15 protein-coding genes are annotated in these 16,178 nt (G+C 67.3%); 6 read left to right on the top strand and 9 right to left on the bottom strand.

Annotated features, from left to right (window positions below):
* Nucleotides 1-54 precede the first annotated feature (54 nt).
* Together NBRGI_RS00085 and glgB are read left to right on the top strand one after the other, a co-directional pair.
* Nucleotides 55-2,055 carry an alpha-1,4-glucan--maltose-1-phosphate maltosyltransferase gene (locus NBRGI_RS00085; protein ID WP_029892176.1) on the top strand — a complete coding sequence of 667 codons (2,001 nt, stop codon included), beginning with the start codon at nucleotides 55-57 and terminating at the stop codon, nucleotides 2,053-2,055.
* Nucleotides 2,055-4,211, top strand: coding sequence for a 1,4-alpha-glucan branching protein GlgB (gene glgB / locus NBRGI_RS00080; protein WP_029892175.1), 2,157 nt, complete (start codon nucleotides 2,055-2,057; stop codon nucleotides 4,209-4,211). Before NBRGI_RS00085 ends, glgB begins: the two co-directional genes overlap by 1 nt.
* A gap of 49 nt (nucleotides 4,212-4,260) precedes the next feature.
* Here glgB and NBRGI_RS00075 read toward each other — a convergent pair whose 3' ends face one another.
* From NBRGI_RS00075 to NBRGI_RS00065, 3 genes are all read right to left on the bottom strand, one after another.
* A complete protein-coding gene (locus tag NBRGI_RS00075) occupies nucleotides 4,261-5,109 on the bottom strand; it encodes a tetratricopeptide repeat protein (protein ID WP_029892174.1) in 849 nt (282 codons plus the stop codon).
* A gap of 61 nt (nucleotides 5,110-5,170) precedes the next feature.
* Nucleotides 5,171-5,539 (bottom strand): DUF3817 domain-containing protein, encoded by a 369-nt coding sequence (locus NBRGI_RS00070; RefSeq protein WP_014982088.1) that lies wholly within the window; start codon nucleotides 5,537-5,539, stop codon nucleotides 5,171-5,173.
* 129 nt (nucleotides 5,540-5,668) lie between these two features.
* Nucleotides 5,669-6,847: an acetyl-CoA C-acetyltransferase gene (locus tag NBRGI_RS00065; RefSeq protein ID WP_029892173.1), complete on the bottom strand. Its 1,179-nt coding sequence runs from the start codon at nucleotides 6,845-6,847 to the stop codon at nucleotides 5,669-5,671.
* A gap of 109 nt (nucleotides 6,848-6,956) precedes the next feature.
* Here NBRGI_RS00065 and mce point away from each other — a divergent pair, with 109 nt between their 5' ends.
* A complete protein-coding gene (mce, locus tag NBRGI_RS00060; RefSeq protein ID WP_029892172.1) occupies nucleotides 6,957-7,418 on the top strand; it encodes a methylmalonyl-CoA epimerase in 462 nt (153 codons plus the stop codon).
* Between the two features lie 86 nt (nucleotides 7,419-7,504).
* Entirely contained in the window at nucleotides 7,505-8,506 is a 1,002-nt protein-coding gene (locus NBRGI_RS00055; RefSeq protein ID WP_014982085.1) for a hypothetical protein, read from the top strand.
* 100 nt (nucleotides 8,507-8,606) lie between these two features.
* On the opposite strand, the gene NBRGI_RS00050 is transcribed toward NBRGI_RS00055, so the two are convergent.
* Complete coding sequence (locus tag NBRGI_RS00050) at nucleotides 8,607-8,849, bottom strand: hypothetical protein (RefSeq protein ID WP_029892171.1); 243 nt, start codon at nucleotides 8,847-8,849, stop codon at nucleotides 8,607-8,609.
* Between the two features lie 241 nt (nucleotides 8,850-9,090).
* Here NBRGI_RS00050 and NBRGI_RS00045 point away from each other — a divergent pair, with 241 nt between their 5' ends.
* A complete protein-coding gene (locus NBRGI_RS00045) occupies nucleotides 9,091-9,807 on the top strand; it encodes a rhomboid-like protein (protein WP_051727374.1) in 717 nt (238 codons plus the stop codon).
* Between the two features lie 68 nt (nucleotides 9,808-9,875).
* Entirely contained in the window at nucleotides 9,876-10,562 is a 687-nt protein-coding gene (nucS, locus tag NBRGI_RS00040) for an endonuclease NucS (RefSeq protein ID WP_014982082.1), read from the top strand.
* A gap of 10 nt (nucleotides 10,563-10,572) precedes the next feature.
* Here nucS and NBRGI_RS00035 read toward each other — a convergent pair whose 3' ends face one another.
* The 5 genes from NBRGI_RS00035 to NBRGI_RS00015 all read right to left on the bottom strand — a co-directional run bounded on the left by NBRGI_RS00035 (nucleotide 10,573) and on the right by NBRGI_RS00015 (nucleotide 15,950).
* Nucleotides 10,573-10,779 (bottom strand): rubredoxin, encoded by a 207-nt coding sequence (locus NBRGI_RS00035; RefSeq protein ID WP_029892169.1) that lies wholly within the window; start codon nucleotides 10,777-10,779, stop codon nucleotides 10,573-10,575.
* Nucleotides 10,776-11,861 carry a fatty acid desaturase gene (locus NBRGI_RS00030; RefSeq protein WP_051727373.1) on the bottom strand — a complete coding sequence of 362 codons (1,086 nt, stop codon included), beginning with the start codon at nucleotides 11,859-11,861 and terminating at the stop codon, nucleotides 10,776-10,778. Before NBRGI_RS00030 ends, NBRGI_RS00035 begins: the two co-directional genes overlap by 4 nt.
* A gap of 42 nt (nucleotides 11,862-11,903) precedes the next feature.
* Entirely contained in the window at nucleotides 11,904-13,013 is a 1,110-nt protein-coding gene (locus tag NBRGI_RS00025; RefSeq protein WP_051727372.1) for an SDR family oxidoreductase, read from the bottom strand.
* A gap of 7 nt (nucleotides 13,014-13,020) precedes the next feature.
* Nucleotides 13,021-15,255 carry an MMPL family transporter gene (locus tag NBRGI_RS00020; protein WP_029892166.1) on the bottom strand — a complete coding sequence of 745 codons (2,235 nt, stop codon included), beginning with the start codon at nucleotides 15,253-15,255 and terminating at the stop codon, nucleotides 13,021-13,023.
* Nucleotides 15,256-15,335: 80 nt separating this feature from the next.
* Complete coding sequence (locus NBRGI_RS00015) at nucleotides 15,336-15,950, bottom strand: hypothetical protein (protein WP_148310635.1); 615 nt, start codon at nucleotides 15,948-15,950, stop codon at nucleotides 15,336-15,338.
* Nucleotides 15,951-16,178 lie beyond the last annotated feature (228 nt).

Below are 16,178 nucleotides of genomic sequence, written 5' to 3'. Positions count from 1 at the left end.
CCCTATCACCGCGCTGATCCGGTGTATCCGCACCGGTGCCGGTAGGTTGGTCCCGTGACCGGCCGCATCGCAATCGATGACACTGCCCCGTCCATCGCAGGCGGTCGACCTGCCAAGGCCGTCGTCGGGGAGGTCTTCCCGGTGCGCACCGTGGTCTGGCGCGAGGGGCACGACGCCGTCGCCGCGACCCTGGCGGTGCGGGCGCCCGGATCATCGCGACCGATCCGGATCCGGATGGCCCCCGATTTCGAGCCCGATGTCTTCAACGCCACCTTCACGCCGAACCTGCCCGGCCTCTGGGCCTATCGCATCGAGGGCTGGAGCGATCCGATCGCCACCTGGCGCTCGGCGGTGGAGGCCAAACTCGCGGTCGGGCAGAGCGCCGCCGACCTGGACAACGATCTCGAGCTCGGCGCCCGGCTGCTGGAGCGGGCCGCGCAGGCCGTGCCGAAGAAGCAGTTCGAGCGATTGCGCGCCGCCGCAGCGGCTTTGCGCAGCGACGAGCAGCTGCCCGCTCGGGTCGCGCCCGCGTTCGCCGAGGAGATCACCGAGATCCTGCGCGCGACGCCCTTGCGCGACATGGTGACTCGCGGCCCGCAGCACACCGTGCAGGTGGATCGGCAGCGTGCGCTGTTCGGGTCGTGGTACGAGTTCTTCCCCCGCTCCACCGGCGGCCGGGACAGTTCCGGCGCACCGATCCACGGCACCTTCGCCACGGCGGCAAAGGAATTGCCGCGGATCGCCGCGATGGGCTTCGACGTGGTCTATCTGCCGCCGATCCATCCGATCGGTGCGATCAACCGCAAGGGCCGCAACAACACGCTGGTCGCCGCAGCGGACGATGTCGGTTCGCCATGGGCGATCGGCTCCGCGGAGGGCGGCCACGACGCGGTGCATCCCGCACTCGGCACCGAGGCGGATTTCGCCGAATTCGTCGGCACCGCAGCACAACTCGGTCTGGAAGTGGCCTTGGACCTGGCACTGCAGTGCGCGCCCGATCATCCGTGGGTGGCCGCGCATCCGGAGTGGTTCACCACCCTGCCGGACGGCACCATCGCGTTCGCGGAGAACCCGCCGAAGAAGTACCAGGACATCTACCCGATCAACTTCGACAACGACCCCGACGGTCTGTACGCCGAAGTGCTGCGCGTGGTCCGGCACTGGATCGCGTTGGGCGTGAAGATCTTCCGGGTCGACAACCCGCACACCAAGCCCGCCGACTTCTGGGAGTGGCTGATCGCCACCGTGCGCCGTGACGATCCGGACGTGCTCTTCCTGTCCGAGGCCTTCACCCGCCCGGCCCGGCTGTACGGGCTGGCGCGACGCGGATTCACGCAGTCCTACACGTATTTCACCTGGCGCGTGGCGAAGTGGGAGCTCGCCGAGTTCGGCCGGGAACTGGCCGCCAAGGCCGACGAGGCCAGGCCCAACCTGTTCGTCAACACCCCGGACATCCTGCACGAGAGCCTGCAGCACGGCGGGCCGGGCATGTTCGCCATCCGCGCGGTGCTCGCCGCCACCCTCGCGCCGACCTGGGGCGTGTACTCCGGTTTCGAGCTGTTCGAACACCAGGCGGTGCGACCGGGCAGCGAGGAGTACCTGGATTCGGAGAAGTACGAGTTGCGTCCGCGCCCGTTCGCCGAGGCCCTGGCGCGCGGGGAATCGCTGGAGCCGTGGCTCACCCGGCTCAACGAGATCCGCCGCGCGCATCCGGCGCTGCAACAGCTGCGCTGCATCCACTTCCACAACGTGGACAACGACTCGCTGATCGCCTATTCGAAGATCGATCCGAGCAGCGGCGACGCCGTCCTGGTGGTGGTGAACCTGAATCCGTTCGGTGCCGAATGGGGCATGCTCTCGCTCGATCTGCCCGCCATCGGCCGGGAGTGGCACGACCACCCGGTGGTGCAGGACGAGGTCAGTGGCGAGGAATACCACTGGGCCCAAACGAACTACGTGCGGCTGGACCCGGCGCACGCGGTCGCGCACATCCTCGCGCTGCCCCCGGTCGCCCAGCAGGCGCGTACCGAACTGGCCTATCGGAGCACCCTGTGATGCGCCGTAGGGATCTGATGCTGCTCGCCGCGGGCACCCATCCCGATCCGCACACGGTGCTCGGCGCGCACCCGCATCCGGACGGCGTGGAGATCAGAGCGCTACGCCCGCACGCGGATTCGGTGGCGGCCAGGGTCGGCGGCGTGGATCATCCGCTGAAGTCGCTGGGGCACGGGGTGTTCGCCGCGGTGGTGCCCTATCCCGAACTCATGGACTACCGCCTGGTGACGACCTACCCCGGCGGCCAGACGGTGCTCAGTGCCGACGGTTACCGATTCCTGCCCACAGTGGGCGAATTGGACCTGCACCTGATCGGTGAGGGCCGCCACGAACGACTCTGGGACGTGCTCGGCGCGCACCCGCGCCGGTACACCACCCTGGACGGCGACGTGCACGGCACCTCGTTCGCCGTGTGGGCGCCGAATGCGCGCGGCGTCACCGTATTCGGCGATTTCGACGGATGGGGCGGGCAGAGCGCGCCGATGCGCGCCCTCGGCACCTCGGGCATCTGGGAGGTGTTCGTGCCGGACGTCGGGCCCGGCACCATGTACAAGTTCCGGGTGCACGGCGCCGACGGCCGCACGGTCGACCACGCCGATCCGATGGCGTTCGCCACCGAGGTGCCGCCCGCCACGGCCTCGGTGGTGACCGAGAGCCACCACGTCTGGAGCGACCAGCAGTGGCTCGACACCCGCGCGCAGACCGACCCCACCCAGGCGCCGATGAGCGTCTACGAGGTGCACCTCGGTTCCTGGCGTCCCGGCCTCGGCTATCGCGAATTGGCCGACCAACTGGCCGATTACGTGCAGGCGGCCGGATTCACGCACATCGAACTGCTGCCCATCGCCGAGCACCCGTTCGGCGGTTCCTGGGGATATCAGGTCACCTCGTACTACGCCCCGACCGCGCGCTTCGGCAGCCCCGACGACTTCCGCGCCTTCGTCGACCGGCTGCACCGGGCCGGCATCGGCGTGCTGCTCGACTGGGTACCCGCACACTTCCCGCGCGACGAATGGGCACTGGCCCGCTTCGACGGCACCCCGCTCTACGAACACGCCGATCCGCGGCGCGGTGAGCAACTCGACTGGGGCACCTACGTTTTCGACTTCGGGCGGCACGAGGTGCGCAACTTCCTGGTGGCCAACGCGCGCTTCTGGATCGAGGAGTTCCACATCGACGGCCTGCGCGTCGACGCCGTCGCCTCCATGCTGTACCTGGATTACTCACGCCCGGAAGGCGGTTGGGAGCCGAACGTGCACGGCGGCCGGGAAAACCTGGAGGCCGTGGATTTCCTGCAGGATCTCAACAACACCGTGCACCGTCACCACCCCGGCGTGGTCACCATCGCCGAGGAGTCCACCAGCTGGCCGGGCGTCACCCGCGGCACCGACGTCGGCGGCCTCGGCTTCACCATGAAGTGGAACATGGGCTGGATGCACGACACCCTCGACTTCCTGGGCCGCGACCCGATCCATCGGTCCTGGCACCACAACGAGATCACCTTCTCGCTGATGTACGCGTGGAGCGAGAACTTCGTGCTGCCGATCAGTCACGACGAGGTCGTGCACGGCAAAGGCACGCTGTGGACCCGGATGCCGGGCGACGATTTCGCCAAAGCGAGTGGGGTGCGCGCGCTGCTGGCCTACATGTGGGGGCATCCCGGCAAGCAACTGCTGTTCATGGGCCAGGACTTCGGCCAGTTCCGCGAGTGGTCCCACGATCGCGGACTGGACTGGCCGGAACTGGACAACCCGCTGCACCTCGGCATCACCGCGACGGTGCGCGCACTCAACGCGGTGTACCGCGACCGTCCCGCGCTGTGGAGCCAGGACACCACACCGGGCGGCTACTCCTGGATCGAGGCGAACGATCACGCCAACAACGTGCTGTCGTTCCTGCGCTACGGGTCGGACGGCTCCGTGGTGGCCTGCGTCTACAACTTCTCCGGTTCGGTGCACGGCGAGTATCGCGTCGGGTTGCCCGGCGCGGGGCGGTGGACGGAGATCCTGAACACCGATGCCGCCGAATACGGCGGTTCCGGCATCGGCAACATGGGCGCGGTCGAGGCGACGGACGAACCGTGGCACGGCCGTCCCGCCTCGGCCGTCCTCGCCCTCGCCCCCAACAGCGCGGTCTGGCTGGCCCCGGAAAGCTGATCGCCCACCGGGGCCCGGAGCCCGCCGGTCAGTACCGCCGCGCCGCTGGTCAGTACAGCGCGGCGGCGAGCTTGCGCCGGGCGGCCACCACGAACGGCTCGGCCTGGTCGAACAATTCGAAGAGTTCGAGCAGCCGGGTGCGCGCCTTGGTGCGGTCGTCGCCCGCGGTGCGCTTGACGACCGCGATCAGCCGCTCGAACGCGGCCTCCGGCAGCTGGCTCAGCAGCTCGAGGTCGGCGGCGTCCAGAGCGGCGTCCACGTTCGCGGGGTCGGCATCGGCGGTGGCGATCGCGGTCTCCGGGATCTCCTGCGCGCGAGCGAGGAACCGCAGCTGCCGCAGCGCGCCCTTGGCCTCCTCGTTACCGGGCTCCGCGGCGATGATCGCCTCGTAGGCGGCCTCGGCACCGGCCATGTCACCCTGCTCCAGCGCCGTTTCCGCCGCGACGAAGCGCGGATCCTCCGGCGCTTCCTCGGGCGTCTCGCCGCCGGGCAGCTTGCCCGCCACCGCGTCGACGACCGCGCTCAGCCACTGCCGGACCTGCGGCTCGGGCTGGGCGCCCTGGAAATCGGCCAGCGGCTGACCCCCCGCGACCGCGATGACGGTCGGGATGCCCTGCACGCCGAACGCCTGCGCGATCCGCATGTTCGACTCGGCTTCGACGGTGGCCAGATCCCAGGCCCCGCCGCTCTCGCCGACCAGTCGTTCCAGCGTGCGGACCAGCTCGACGCTGCCCGGGCTGCGCTGCGAGTACAGCGCGACGACCACGGGCACCTGCACCGAGCGGCGCAGCACTTTCGTCTCGAAGTTCGTCTCGGTGACCGCGTAGTCGCCGCCGGCCGCGCCGGATGCTCCGGCGGGCGGCTGCTTCAGGCTGGACAGGTCCACGGCCCCGGACATGGCGGCGGCAACGGCGGGCGAAGTACGGCGTGCAGCAGGTCGAGTCACGGTTTCCAGTTTGTCACGAGGTGGCCGAGGCCGGGGCTCCGGACTCGGCAGAAACCGGGTTGCTCAGCTCACCCAGCTTGCCGGAGCGCACGGCCCAGATCTCGAACACCACGGTGAAGAACGGCGGGATGCTCGACAGCAGCGCGAGCAGCGTGGTCTTGCCGGTCCACCCCAGTTCCCGCGAGGCCACGATGACCGAGAGCACGAACAGCACGAACACGATGCCGTGCGTCATGCCGAAGACCTTCACCGGCCACAGGATCGGTTCCGGCAGCCGCTTGAGCACCATGCCGATGATCAGGAAAAACCACGAGATCGCCTCGAGCACCGCGATGAAACGAAGCCGCTTCGCGGCAGTGCTCAGGTCGAAGACATTGCCCATAGGCCTTATTGTGCCGCATGCACTACGACGTGTCGTAGTGCGACGGATCACATTGTCAAGTCCGGTTCGCGAAAATCGCCCTTCACGAAGGTTTTTCGTGAAGGGCGATCGAAAAGAGTGGCGCAGACCTCAGACTCGGACAATCAGGGCGTCACCCTGACCGCCGCCACCGCACAGCCCGGCCGCACCCACGCCGCCGCCGCGGCGCTTCAGTTCCAGCACCAGGTGCAGCAGGATGCGCGCGCCGGACATACCGAGCGGATGACCGATCGCGATGGCGCCACCGTTGACGTTCACCTTCGCCGGATCGATGCCCAGCTTGCGGGTCGAGGCGACGCCGACTGCGGCGAACGCCTCGTTGATCTCCACCAGATCCAGGTCGGCAGGCGAAATGCCCTCGCGTGCACAGGCCTTCGCGATGGCGTTGGCCGGCTGGTCCTGCAGGGTCGAATCCGGGCCCGCGACCACGCCGGCGGCGCCGATCTCGGCGAGCCAGCTCAGGCCGAGCTCCTCGGCCTTGGCCTTGCTCATCACCACGACCGCGGCCGCACCGTCGGAGATCTGCGAGGCGCTGCCCGCGGTGACCGTGCCGTCCTTGCGGAACGCCGGGCGCAGCTTGGCCAGCGACTCTGCGGTGGTGTCGGCGCGGATGCCCTCGTCCGCGGCCACCAGCACCGGGTCGCCCTTGCGCTGCGGCACCGCGACCGGCACCACCTCGTCGTCGAACAGGCCGTTCTTCCACGCCTCGGCGGCACGCTGATGCGAGGCCGCCGCGAACGCGTCCTGCTCCTCGCGGCTGACCGGCTCGGTGTCGTTGCGCTGTTCGGTCAGCGCGCCCATCGGCTGGTCGGTGAAGATGTCGTACAGCCCGTCGTAGGCCATGTGGTCGCGCATCGTGACATCGCCGTACTTGAAGCCCTCACGGCTCTTCTCCAGCAGATGCGGCGCCTGGCTCATCGATTCCTGGCCGCCCGCGACCACGATCTCGTACTCACCGGCCCGAATCAGCTGGTCGGCCAACGCGATTGCGTTGATACCGGACAAACACACCTTGTTGAGGGTCAGCGCGGGGACATCCATCGGGATGCCGGCCGCCACCGCCGCCTGTCGAGCCGGGATCTGGCCCGCGCCCGCGGTGAGCACCTGGCCCATGATCACGTAGTCGACCTGTTCGGGCGCGACGCCGCCCTTCTCCAACGCGGCTTTGATGGCGAAGCCGCCGAGATCGGAACCGCTGAAGTCCTTCAGCCCGCCGAGCAGCCGACCGACCGGGGTGCGCGCACCGGAGACGATTACTGATCTGGTCACGACGAGCCTCGCTTCGCTTGTTCCGCGGAAATTCCGTACTCAACGGTAACTCCTGTGCCCCGGTTGCCGGTACGCAGGTACGAGCTACCTTCGAGTAGTGAGCAACGATATGGATTCGTCCGTTTTCATCCCCGCGGACTACGTCGTCGCCGTCGACCACGTCGGTGTCGCCGTGCCCGATCTGGATGTCGCGGTTGCCTGGTATGCGGAGAATCTCGGCATGGTCGAGACCCATCGCGAGGTCAACGAGAGCCAGGGCGTACACGAGGCGATGCTGTCGCTGCCCGGGGCGCCCGATCGCGGGACTGCCCTGCAGTTGCTGGCTCCGCTGAACGCCGAGTCGACCATTGCGAAGTTCATCGACCGTAACGGACCCGGCCTGCAACAACTGGCCTATCGCGTCACCGACATCGATGCGGTCTGCGCGCACCTCCGAAACCGCGGTCTGCGTTTGCTGTACGAGGCGCCGAGGTCTGGAACAGCGGATTCGCGCATCAATTTCATCCACCCGAAGGATGCTGGCGGTGTGCTGATCGAGTTGGTCGAGCCGAACGCGAATGTTACGCACTAGTATCAAGATCGGGCGCGAAAAACTCATCGGAATCACATTCGCGGTCGAGTCACCATCGGGACTCGGTAGGCTGTAGTTTGTGTGCCATGTCGTCACCTGAGTCCGATCGCAATCGCTTCGTTGCACTGCCCTTCACCGTTGTGCGCAAGGGTTATGCGCAAGACGAGGTACGCAACTACTTCGACCGCTTCGACGCCGAACTAAGGGTCACCGCTACCGACCGGGATGCTGCTGCGGCACAAGCCCGTAACCTCGCGAGCCAGCTCGAGGATGCGCGTGACGAGATCGACGAGCTCCGCAAGGAGGTCGACCGTCTCTCGGTGCCACCCACCACCGCGGAAGGCATGTCCGACCGCATCTCCCGCATGCTGCGGCTGGCCTCCGACGAGGCCTCCGAAGTTCGTGCCCTGGCGCAGGCCGAAGCCGCGGAGATGGTGTCGATCGCGGAGCAGCAGGCCACCGAAATGCGTGGCAAGTACGAGTCGTTGCTGGCCGAAACCAAGGAAAAGCGCGAGGCGCTCGAGATCGAGTTCGAGCAGACCCTCGCCAACGCGCGCACCGAGTCCGCCAAGATCATCGAGGCCGCCCAGGCCGAGGCCGATCGCCTCGGTAAGGAAGCCGACGCCAAGCGCAAGGCGAACCAGCAGGACTTCGAAGTCACCATGGCCGAGCGGCGCACCAAGCTCACCCGTGCCATGGAGGAGCTGGAGGCCACCAGCCGCGCCGAGGCCGCACAGCGGATCAAGGACGCGACCGACGAGGCCAACCGCCTCATCACCTCCGCGACCCAGACCTCCGAGCGCAAGATCGCGCACGCGAAGGAACTGGCCGAAGAGATGCGCGTGCTGCGCGGCCGGGTGCTCGCCCAGCTGCTCGGTATCCGCGGCCAGCTCGACTCGGTGCCCGCGATGCTCGCCGCCGTCAACCGCGAAAGCGAACTGCTGGACGGCGTTCCGGACAACCGCAAGTCCATCGGTGGCAACACCAAGCAGGTCGCCGGCTCCAACCGCAAGGCCATTCCCGAGGTCGCGGCCGAGGACGACGAGATCGTCGACGAGGAGCGCGAGAACGCCGACATCAGCAACTGAACGGCGGGCTCGCGGCGACTAACGCAGTACCCCAACCGAATTCATCCGAAGGCCGTCCCTTACCGGGGCGGCCTTCTCTATCGCCGCTGCGCCCTTGCACTCAGGACCAGCGGCGGGTGATCCCCCGGGTGCGGCGGCCGTTCCAGCAGCCGCTGTGCCAGTGCCGGCGGTCGTCCTCGCCGCCGTCGGCCGCCCAGGCGACGATATGGGCGACGCCGATCGCGATCTCATGATCACAGCCGGGGCAGCGGTAGGGCTTCGTCGCGCGGGTGCCGGGGATGGTGCGCACCACATAGGTTTCGTCTCCCGGGCCCGTCTCGGTGCGACCGAAGACATCACCCAGCGGCGCGCCGCCCGGGGTGCGAGCGGCCCGGCCTCGACCGTCTACGCGCGGTTCCGACGAGGCATACCTCCACCCTATTACCCGCGCGGAGCGGCCTCTGAACGGCCGGTTCGCCGCTTGCCCTGCCGTCCTCAGGTTCGTGTGGCACAGTGGGGCACCGCCTGCGCTACGCACGCCGGCGCGCAGTTTCACCGCACTCGCACCGGGAATACCCTGATCGGGCCGGACAACGGAGGTAGGCATGGCCGTCGCGACGACCACGGACGACCGGGCGCCGGTCGTCGGTTCTCGTTGGTGGCGTCCGCGCGTGCCCGCAACAGTCGGCTACCTCGCCGCACTGATCCTCGTCACCTCGATCTTCTCCGTGCTCAGCGACTCGGCCCAGTCCAACGTGGTGCTGCACGCCAGCACCAATCTGCACAATCTGCTGCAGGGCCGCCTCGTCACGCTGCTGTCGAGCGCACTCGTCATCGGTGACGTCGGCGTCGCGTGGCTCATCATGCCGATGCTGGCCTGTCTGCTCGCGCTCGCGGAACTGCGTTTCGGTGCGTTGCACATGGTGCGGGTGTTTCTCGCCGGGCATATCGGCGCGACCCTGCTCGTGGCCGCCGGACTGTGGGTGGCGATCGAATTCGACTGGGTGCCCGCGAGTGTGCGGTGGAGCGAGGACGTCGGCATCAGCTACGGCGCGATGGCACTGATCGGCGCGCTCGTCTTCGTGGTCCCGCGTCGGTCCCGTATCCCTTGGGCCACAGGGTGGTTCGCGGCCGCTGTGGGCGGCGTCCTGCTCGGCCAGACCTTCACCAACGTCGGCCACCTGCTGGCCTTCTGCATCGGCTCCGCGGTCGGCTACGGCATGATCCGCACCAAAGCCCCGGTCACCCGCCCCTTCACCAAGGTGGAATTGGCGCTGCTGGGCACCAGCGCGGTGCTCGCCGGTGCCGTGCTCTTCGGCTGAATCGGACACGACCGCACTCGCGGCGGGCTGACGACAACGTCGCGCGGACGTTCACCTACAGTGCTTGGGTGCGCCTAGTGATTGCTCGCTGTCAGGTCGACTACGTAGGGCGACTCACCGCCCATCTGGCCATGGCCCGCCGACTGCTGCTGATGAAAGCGGACGGCTCGGTCCTCGTGCACTCCGACGGCGGTTCCTACAAACCGCTGAACTGGATGAGCCCACCGTGCTGGCTGGAGGAGCGCGGTGCCGCCGACGTCCCCGACGGGGCCAAGGCGCTCTGGGTCGTCACCAATAAGGCCGGCGAGGAACTCCGCATCACCATCGAGGACATCGAGCACGACTCCTCGCACGAACTCGGGGTCGACCCAGGTCTGGTGAAAGACGGTGTGGAAGCCCATCTTCAGGAACTGCTCGCCGAGCACGTGCACACCCTCGGCACCGGTTACACCCTGATCCGCCGCGAATACATGACCGCGATCGGCCCCGTCGACCTGCTGTGCCGGGACGCCGCGGGCGCCACCGTCGCGGTCGAGATCAAGCGGCGCGGCGAGATCGACGGCGTCGAACAGCTCACCCGCTATCTCGAACTACTCAACCGCGACCCGCTGTTGGCCCCCGTCGCAGGCGTTTTCGCCGCCCAGCAGATCAAACCGCAGGCCCGCACCCTCGCCGAGGACCGCGGCATCCGCTGCCTGGTCCTCGACTACGACACCCTGCGCGGTACCGAAAGCACCGAGTTCCGCCTGTTCTGAACGAGAAGTCTCAGTCGGTATACGGGATGAAGTCCGATTTTCGGGCACCGCAGGTCGGGCACACCCACCCGTCGGGGATGTCCGCGAACGCGGTGCCCGGTGGGATGCCGCCGTCCGGATCGCCCTCGGCCGGGTCGTAGATCATCCCGCAGGTCACGCAGATCCACAGCTCAGCGACCACGACGGATTTCCGCTGCGCCGCAACATCATCGGTCATGGCCGCACCGCCCCGGGCGGCACCGCGAGTCCGAACCTGTTTGCGCGACGAAACGTCCCGAAATCGTTGAACCGGACGCCGTGTTCGCGCAAGATCGCCTGGCACTCGGCTCTTATCGCCTCTCGGATATAGAACGGGTCGCGCACCACGAAGTGGTGGATCGCGTGTGTCCCACCGAAGTTGAAGCACAACGCGTGGACCGGCCACAGCCATCTCGCCGTCCAGACCTGGGTCTGCTGCAGTACATTGTGTGGCTCGACATCACCGTAGTAGTGCATGTTCGAACTGACAAAGTACAGGCAGAAGGTGCGAATCGCATTGGGCGCCAACAAGGTCACCGCGAGGAAGTCCAAAACCCGGTACGCGCCCTGGTAGCCGACGGCGCCGCCGAGCAACTCGTAGACGTGCGCCGATATGGTCAGGTACCAGAGACCGTAATGCATTGCGCTGAGCGGGAAGTAGGCGAGCGGCGTCGTGATGACCAGGCGCCGGGCCTGCGCCGGATCGCGCGCCACCCGCGCCACGTGCGCCGCCACGAGCCCGCGCATCCGGAATGGCCGCGTGGCATATCCGAGCACGCTGTCCAGCAGGCCGAGCAGCCGATGGCCACCCCACCGTTCACCGTTGCCGATCGCACGTTCCTCCAGGTCCGATTCGGTACCCGAGACGGCATGATGGTGCAGATGCAGCCGCCGGCGCACCCACGGATTGATGGTGCTGGGCCGGAGCAACCAGACACCCGCCAGCATCGCGTTGTGCACCCACTTGTTGGTGCGGAAGTACATCGCGTGGATCAGGTCGTGCTCGATCTCGTGCAGCAGCGACAACCAGAACGCGGACGCCAATACAGTTGCCCACCAAGGCAATAGCCCGCGGGCATAGAGCGCGGCGTCGCCCAGCACACCGAGCACCGCGCCCAGGAAGATCATCGCCCCGATCGTGTTCTGATGCCCGGCGATCCACGGATGCTCGACCCGCCAGCGGTCCCCGACCCGGGCGATCTCCCCGCGGATCGCGGCGATCCGGTCCGCATCCTGGGGCGCGAGCGTGTGCTCACCCGGCAGGCGGGTCGCGAGGCGCATGGTGTCTCCTGTTCGATGGTCGGTGCGAGTCGAGTTACCGAGTCAAGCCACGCCGACCTCGCGGGTCAGACCCGTATGGTCGAGATACCAGGCGATCATCGAATGCAGATGATCCGGGCTCATCGGGAAGTCGATCGCAGCGCCGTACCGTTGCGCGACATCCTGGGCGAAGGCCTTGGTGCCGACCACGTGCGGTGCGTAGAACTGCATCGTCCGATGGAATCGCTGTTCGATCGGCGTGAATCCGGTGGTGCTGCCGACGTATTCAGGTTCGGGAATGCCTGTCATCGCTGACATGATCGACATGAGGTCGCGCATGACCGGCGCGGACCCATTCGTGAGATGGATGATGCGTTCATCGAACATCGGGTGCAGTGACAACGAGACAGCTTGCCGGGCCAGCAGATCGACCGGGACGAGGTTGATCTGCGCAGCCGGGTCGGCCACCATCCGGCGCTGTCGCATGACGAATTTCGGGCCGAAGATCGCACCCACCCGCCGCCGGAACCGGCACGCGTCCTGGATCAGGCCGTAGAGACCGGCCGCGCTCACGGCCGCGAAGGTCGTGCTGTGCCCGACGACTATGCTGGGGCGCCAGATTCGAGTGTGCATCGAGTCACGCTGCAAGACATGGCTTTCGGCGATTCGCTTGCTCAGTTCGTACTGATTGTTCGGTGTGGTGTCCGTCGGCGCCGGCGACTCGCTGATCCGTCCCATCATCGACCCGGCCACGTAGGCGGTACTGATGTAGTTGAATCGCTCGACCCCGAGCTGCTCGGCCAGATCGAGCAATCTTGTCGTGCCATCCACATTCACCGCGAAGATCTCGAGCCGGTTGCGGTCCTCGAACTTCAGCGAGGCCGCGCAGTGCCACACGTCGGTGATCTCGTGCGCCGGGAGTTGCCCGGCCGCCACGTCGCACGCCAGGTCACCGGCGTGCACGTGCAGCCTGCCCCGGTGCACATCGATGAAGTCCCCGCCACGTCCGTAGAGTTCGGCCGCGACGCGCAGGACCGACAGGCACCGATCGGTCGCCTGGGGAGCGCAGCCTCGGACCAGTAGATGGATCGGCGCGCGGGTCTGCTCCAGCAGCTCGAGGGTCAGTGCGCCGCCGACAAATCCCGTAGCGCCGGTTACCAGGTATGCACTCATCGGATCCTCACTGTGCGGCGGATACTGCTTCGGGCCGGTGCAGGTGCTTGCCGGAATACGCGATAGCGGGCAGCCACCAGTTCCAACGACCCATGATCTGCATCAATGCGGGCACCAGTACCAAGCGGATGACGGTCGCATCGATGATCAGCGCCGCGGCGATGGCGAACCCGAACGCCCGCAGGCCGTTGATGTCGGATACCAGCAGGCTGCCGAAGGCGACGGCGAGAATCGCGGCGGCCAGCGAGATCGGCCGCGCCGTACGCTGCAGACCGGTCGCCACAGCACCCTGATTGTCGCCGGTCGCCGAGTACTCCTCCTGAATTCGACGCACCAGGAACAGCTCGTAGTCGGTGGACAAGCCGAACAGCAGCACGAACACGACGAGCGGCACCTGGGGCCAGAGCAACCCGGGGTCGGCCGGATCGGCGACGTCGTCACCGGTATCCCCTTGGAACAGCAACACAGTCAGCCCGAACGATGCGCCGGTTGCCAGCAGGCTCATCAGAATCGCCTTGAGCGGCAACAACACACTGCGCAGCACGGCAACCAGGACGACGAACATCATCGCGAGCACACAGCCCACCACCCACCACAGCTTCCGCGACGTCTCGGTGAGCAGATCGGCCACCAGCGCGCTCGAACCACCGACCAGCACCGGCAACCCCGGCGGGGCCGCGGCGGGCACGATCTGGGTACGAATTCGCTCTACCAACCGAACCACGGCGGGCGAATCGGGTAGATGTCTCGGCACGACGATCACGGCCTGCACCGCGACACCGTCGTCGATCACGCTCGCCCCGGCCACTTCCGCATCGGCGCGCAGCGCATCCACCAGCGGGCCGGTATCCGGCGCCGCGGTATCAGCGGGCCGTTGCACCACCACGAGCAGCGTGCTCGTCAGACCGGGCGCGTCACGGTCGACGATCTCCTGACCGGTCCGGTCCGGAGTACCGGCCAAGGCCCGCCGTTCCAGATTGATGCCGAGTTGCATATCGGCCATCGGTACCGCGGCCAGCAGCAGTCCCGCGGTGACCGCGATCGCGTAGGGCCACGGCCGCCGCATCAGATGTGCGGCCCAGCGGCCGAGCCGATCTCGACCTTCGACCTTCCCCTTTCCGCCCGGAACCTGTTCGGGCATCCATCGTGGCCGCCACTCCAACCACCGGGTCAGTGGGATCAGCGCCGCGGGCAGCAGCGAGACCGAGGCCGCCAGGGCCGCCGCGGTCACCACCATGATGCCGACCGCGGCCTGGGCGAACACCGGCCACCGCACGAGAAACAGGCTGGTGCACGCCAAGGCGAGGATGAGGCCGGAATACACCACCGTCCGTCCCGTGGTGGCGGCCGCGGTCGCCACCGCTCGCTCCGGTGGGGCCCCGCCGGCCAATTCCTCTCGATATCGGTTCATCACGAACAGCGCATAGTCGATCCCGACCCCCAGCCCCACCGCGTTGGTACCGACGAGCAACATGCCGTCCACCCGGAGCACATCATCGAGCAGCGCGAACAGGCCCAGGGTGGTCAGCACGGCCGCTCCGGCCATGCCTGCGGGCACCAGCGCGGCAACGGGCGCGCGCAATCCGATCAGCAGCACCAGTATCGCGACCGGTACCGCGACCACTTCGATGCGCAGGAGATCCGCTATCTCGGCCTGCTGTACTGCCTGGCCGAAAGCCGAGATGCCGACCAGATACGCACGCACAGTCCCATCGGATGCCGCCCGCACCGCGTCGTCGATCACGCGCTGTTGCGCGGGCACCCGATCCTGCCGTTCCTGGTCGTTGCCTGACAAGCCAACCAGCAGGTAGGCAGTGTGCTCGTCGCGGAACAATGGGCGCAGCGGTTCGAAAGTGTCAGCCAGCACGGGCGCCGGCCGAGGATCACCGATCAACGGCAACGAGACCACTCCGGAGACGCCGTTCTCTTCCCCCAGCGCCGCCATGCCGGCACCGAGCGCGGCCCGGAACTCGGGGTCCACCGCACGTCGGGTGTCCGAATTCAGCACCGCGATCATTGCGTCGTTGCCGAGCGATGGCAGCGCCGCACCGAGCACTTCGGTCGCGCGCTGCGACTCAGAGCCCTCGACCTCGATCGATGGCGAGACCACTGAACCCAATAACCGTGGTAATCCGCAGAGGCCGATGACTATCGCGATCAGCCAGCAGGCGAAGACGCGACGTCGATATCGAACCATCACCGAGGCCAGCCGCGCCAACGGATCGACCCGCAGGTCGAGCATCTCCCGCCCTTCCACTCAGCGCACGTGCGGACCCTGCGCCCCGAACCGACAGCCATCGGTGCGGGGCCGGCAGTGTCCCACTATTTCTCGATGGAGGCGTTCACCTTCGTAGCCGTGAACGTGCCGGTCGGGATCGTGGTGCAGTCCGTCATCTGCAGACCGTTGATGACCGCGGTCGCCGTCACCTGCTCGCCGTTGTCGTTCGTGCCCGATGCCTTCGCCTGCGCTGGACCGCCGTCCAGTGGGACCGTCACCTCGATGTCCCCCGCCTCCGTGGTCTCCGCCCCGTCTGGTGCTTGACCATTGGCCTTATCGACCTTCGCGGTCAGCACGCAGGACTTGCCGTCGGCGCTTTCGGTCGACTTGATCGGGCCGGAAGTCCCGTTGGCGCCGGTATCCACGCAATCTTCGTTGTCGTCGAAGTTGGTGAAGCGATCGGTCAATTCGGCGGTGCCGACGAAGCTGTCGCCCTTCGCCTTGATGGTGACTTTGCCCTTACCGTCTTTGCACTCGGAGGTCGCCGCCGCCGTGGAGCTCGGCGCCTCCACCATGTGATAGCCGACCGCCGAGAGGGCGAGCACACCGGCCGCCAGGTAGGCCAACTGCCGAGCCCGCCCGCGTCGCGGCCGAACAGACCGGGAATCTTCCGTTGCCTCGATTGCCATCGCAAACCTTCCCATCGACTGTGCGGTCATTCGGTAACTCCGTCCCCGAAGCTCAGCGGGAATAGAAGTTATGAATATCTGACATAACACCTGGTGGAGAAGTTGACTGCGCAGAACCTACCATCCGGAACGGACTTTCAGCGTGCGCCACGAGGGTTCGGCCGCAGCGACGAGCATGGGAAACGCTCGCGCACAGCGAGGTTCGGATTGTGTATGAACGCAAGAAGACCCCCGACGATGTCGGGGGTCTTCTGCAAT

This window comes from Nocardia brasiliensis IFM 10847 (assembly GCF_000710915.1).
Lineage (GTDB): Bacteria > Actinomycetota > Actinomycetes > Mycobacteriales > Mycobacteriaceae > Nocardia > Nocardia brasiliensis_A.
The sequence above is the reverse complement of the archived record's forward strand: the minus strand, read 5'-3'. Positions and strand labels throughout refer to the sequence as shown.

Excerpts from the sequence above, each read along its gene's own strand:
- glgB (WP_029892175.1), top strand. The coding sequence starts at position 2,055 with ATGCGCCGTAGGGATCTGATGCTGCTCGCCGCGGGCACCCATCCCGAT.
- NBRGI_RS00075 (WP_029892174.1), bottom strand. The coding sequence starts at position 5,109 with ATGTCCGGGGCCGTGGACCTGTCCAGCCTGAAGCAGCCGCCCGCCGGA.
- NBRGI_RS00070 (WP_014982088.1), bottom strand. The coding sequence starts at position 5,539 with ATGGGCAATGTCTTCGACCTGAGCACTGCCGCGAAGCGGCTTCGTTTC.
- mce (WP_029892172.1), top strand. The coding sequence starts at position 6,957 with ATGGATTCGTCCGTTTTCATCCCCGCGGACTACGTCGTCGCCGTCGAC.
- NBRGI_RS00055 (WP_014982085.1), top strand. The coding sequence starts at position 7,505 with ATGTCGTCACCTGAGTCCGATCGCAATCGCTTCGTTGCACTGCCCTTC.
- NBRGI_RS00045 (WP_051727374.1), top strand. The coding sequence starts at position 9,091 with ATGGCCGTCGCGACGACCACGGACGACCGGGCGCCGGTCGTCGGTTCT.
- NBRGI_RS00035 (WP_029892169.1), bottom strand. The coding sequence starts at position 10,779 with ATGACCGATGATGTTGCGGCGCAGCGGAAATCCGTCGTGGTCGCTGAG.
- NBRGI_RS00030 (WP_051727373.1), bottom strand. The coding sequence starts at position 11,861 with ATGCGCCTCGCGACCCGCCTGCCGGGTGAGCACACGCTCGCGCCCCAG.
- NBRGI_RS00025 (WP_051727372.1), bottom strand. The coding sequence starts at position 13,013 with ATGAGTGCATACCTGGTAACCGGCGCTACGGGATTTGTCGGCGGCGCA.
- NBRGI_RS00020 (WP_029892166.1), bottom strand. The coding sequence starts at position 15,255 with ATGCTCGACCTGCGGGTCGATCCGTTGGCGCGGCTGGCCTCGGTGATG.
- NBRGI_RS00015 (WP_148310635.1), bottom strand. The coding sequence starts at position 15,950 with ATGACCGCACAGTCGATGGGAAGGTTTGCGATGGCAATCGAGGCAACG.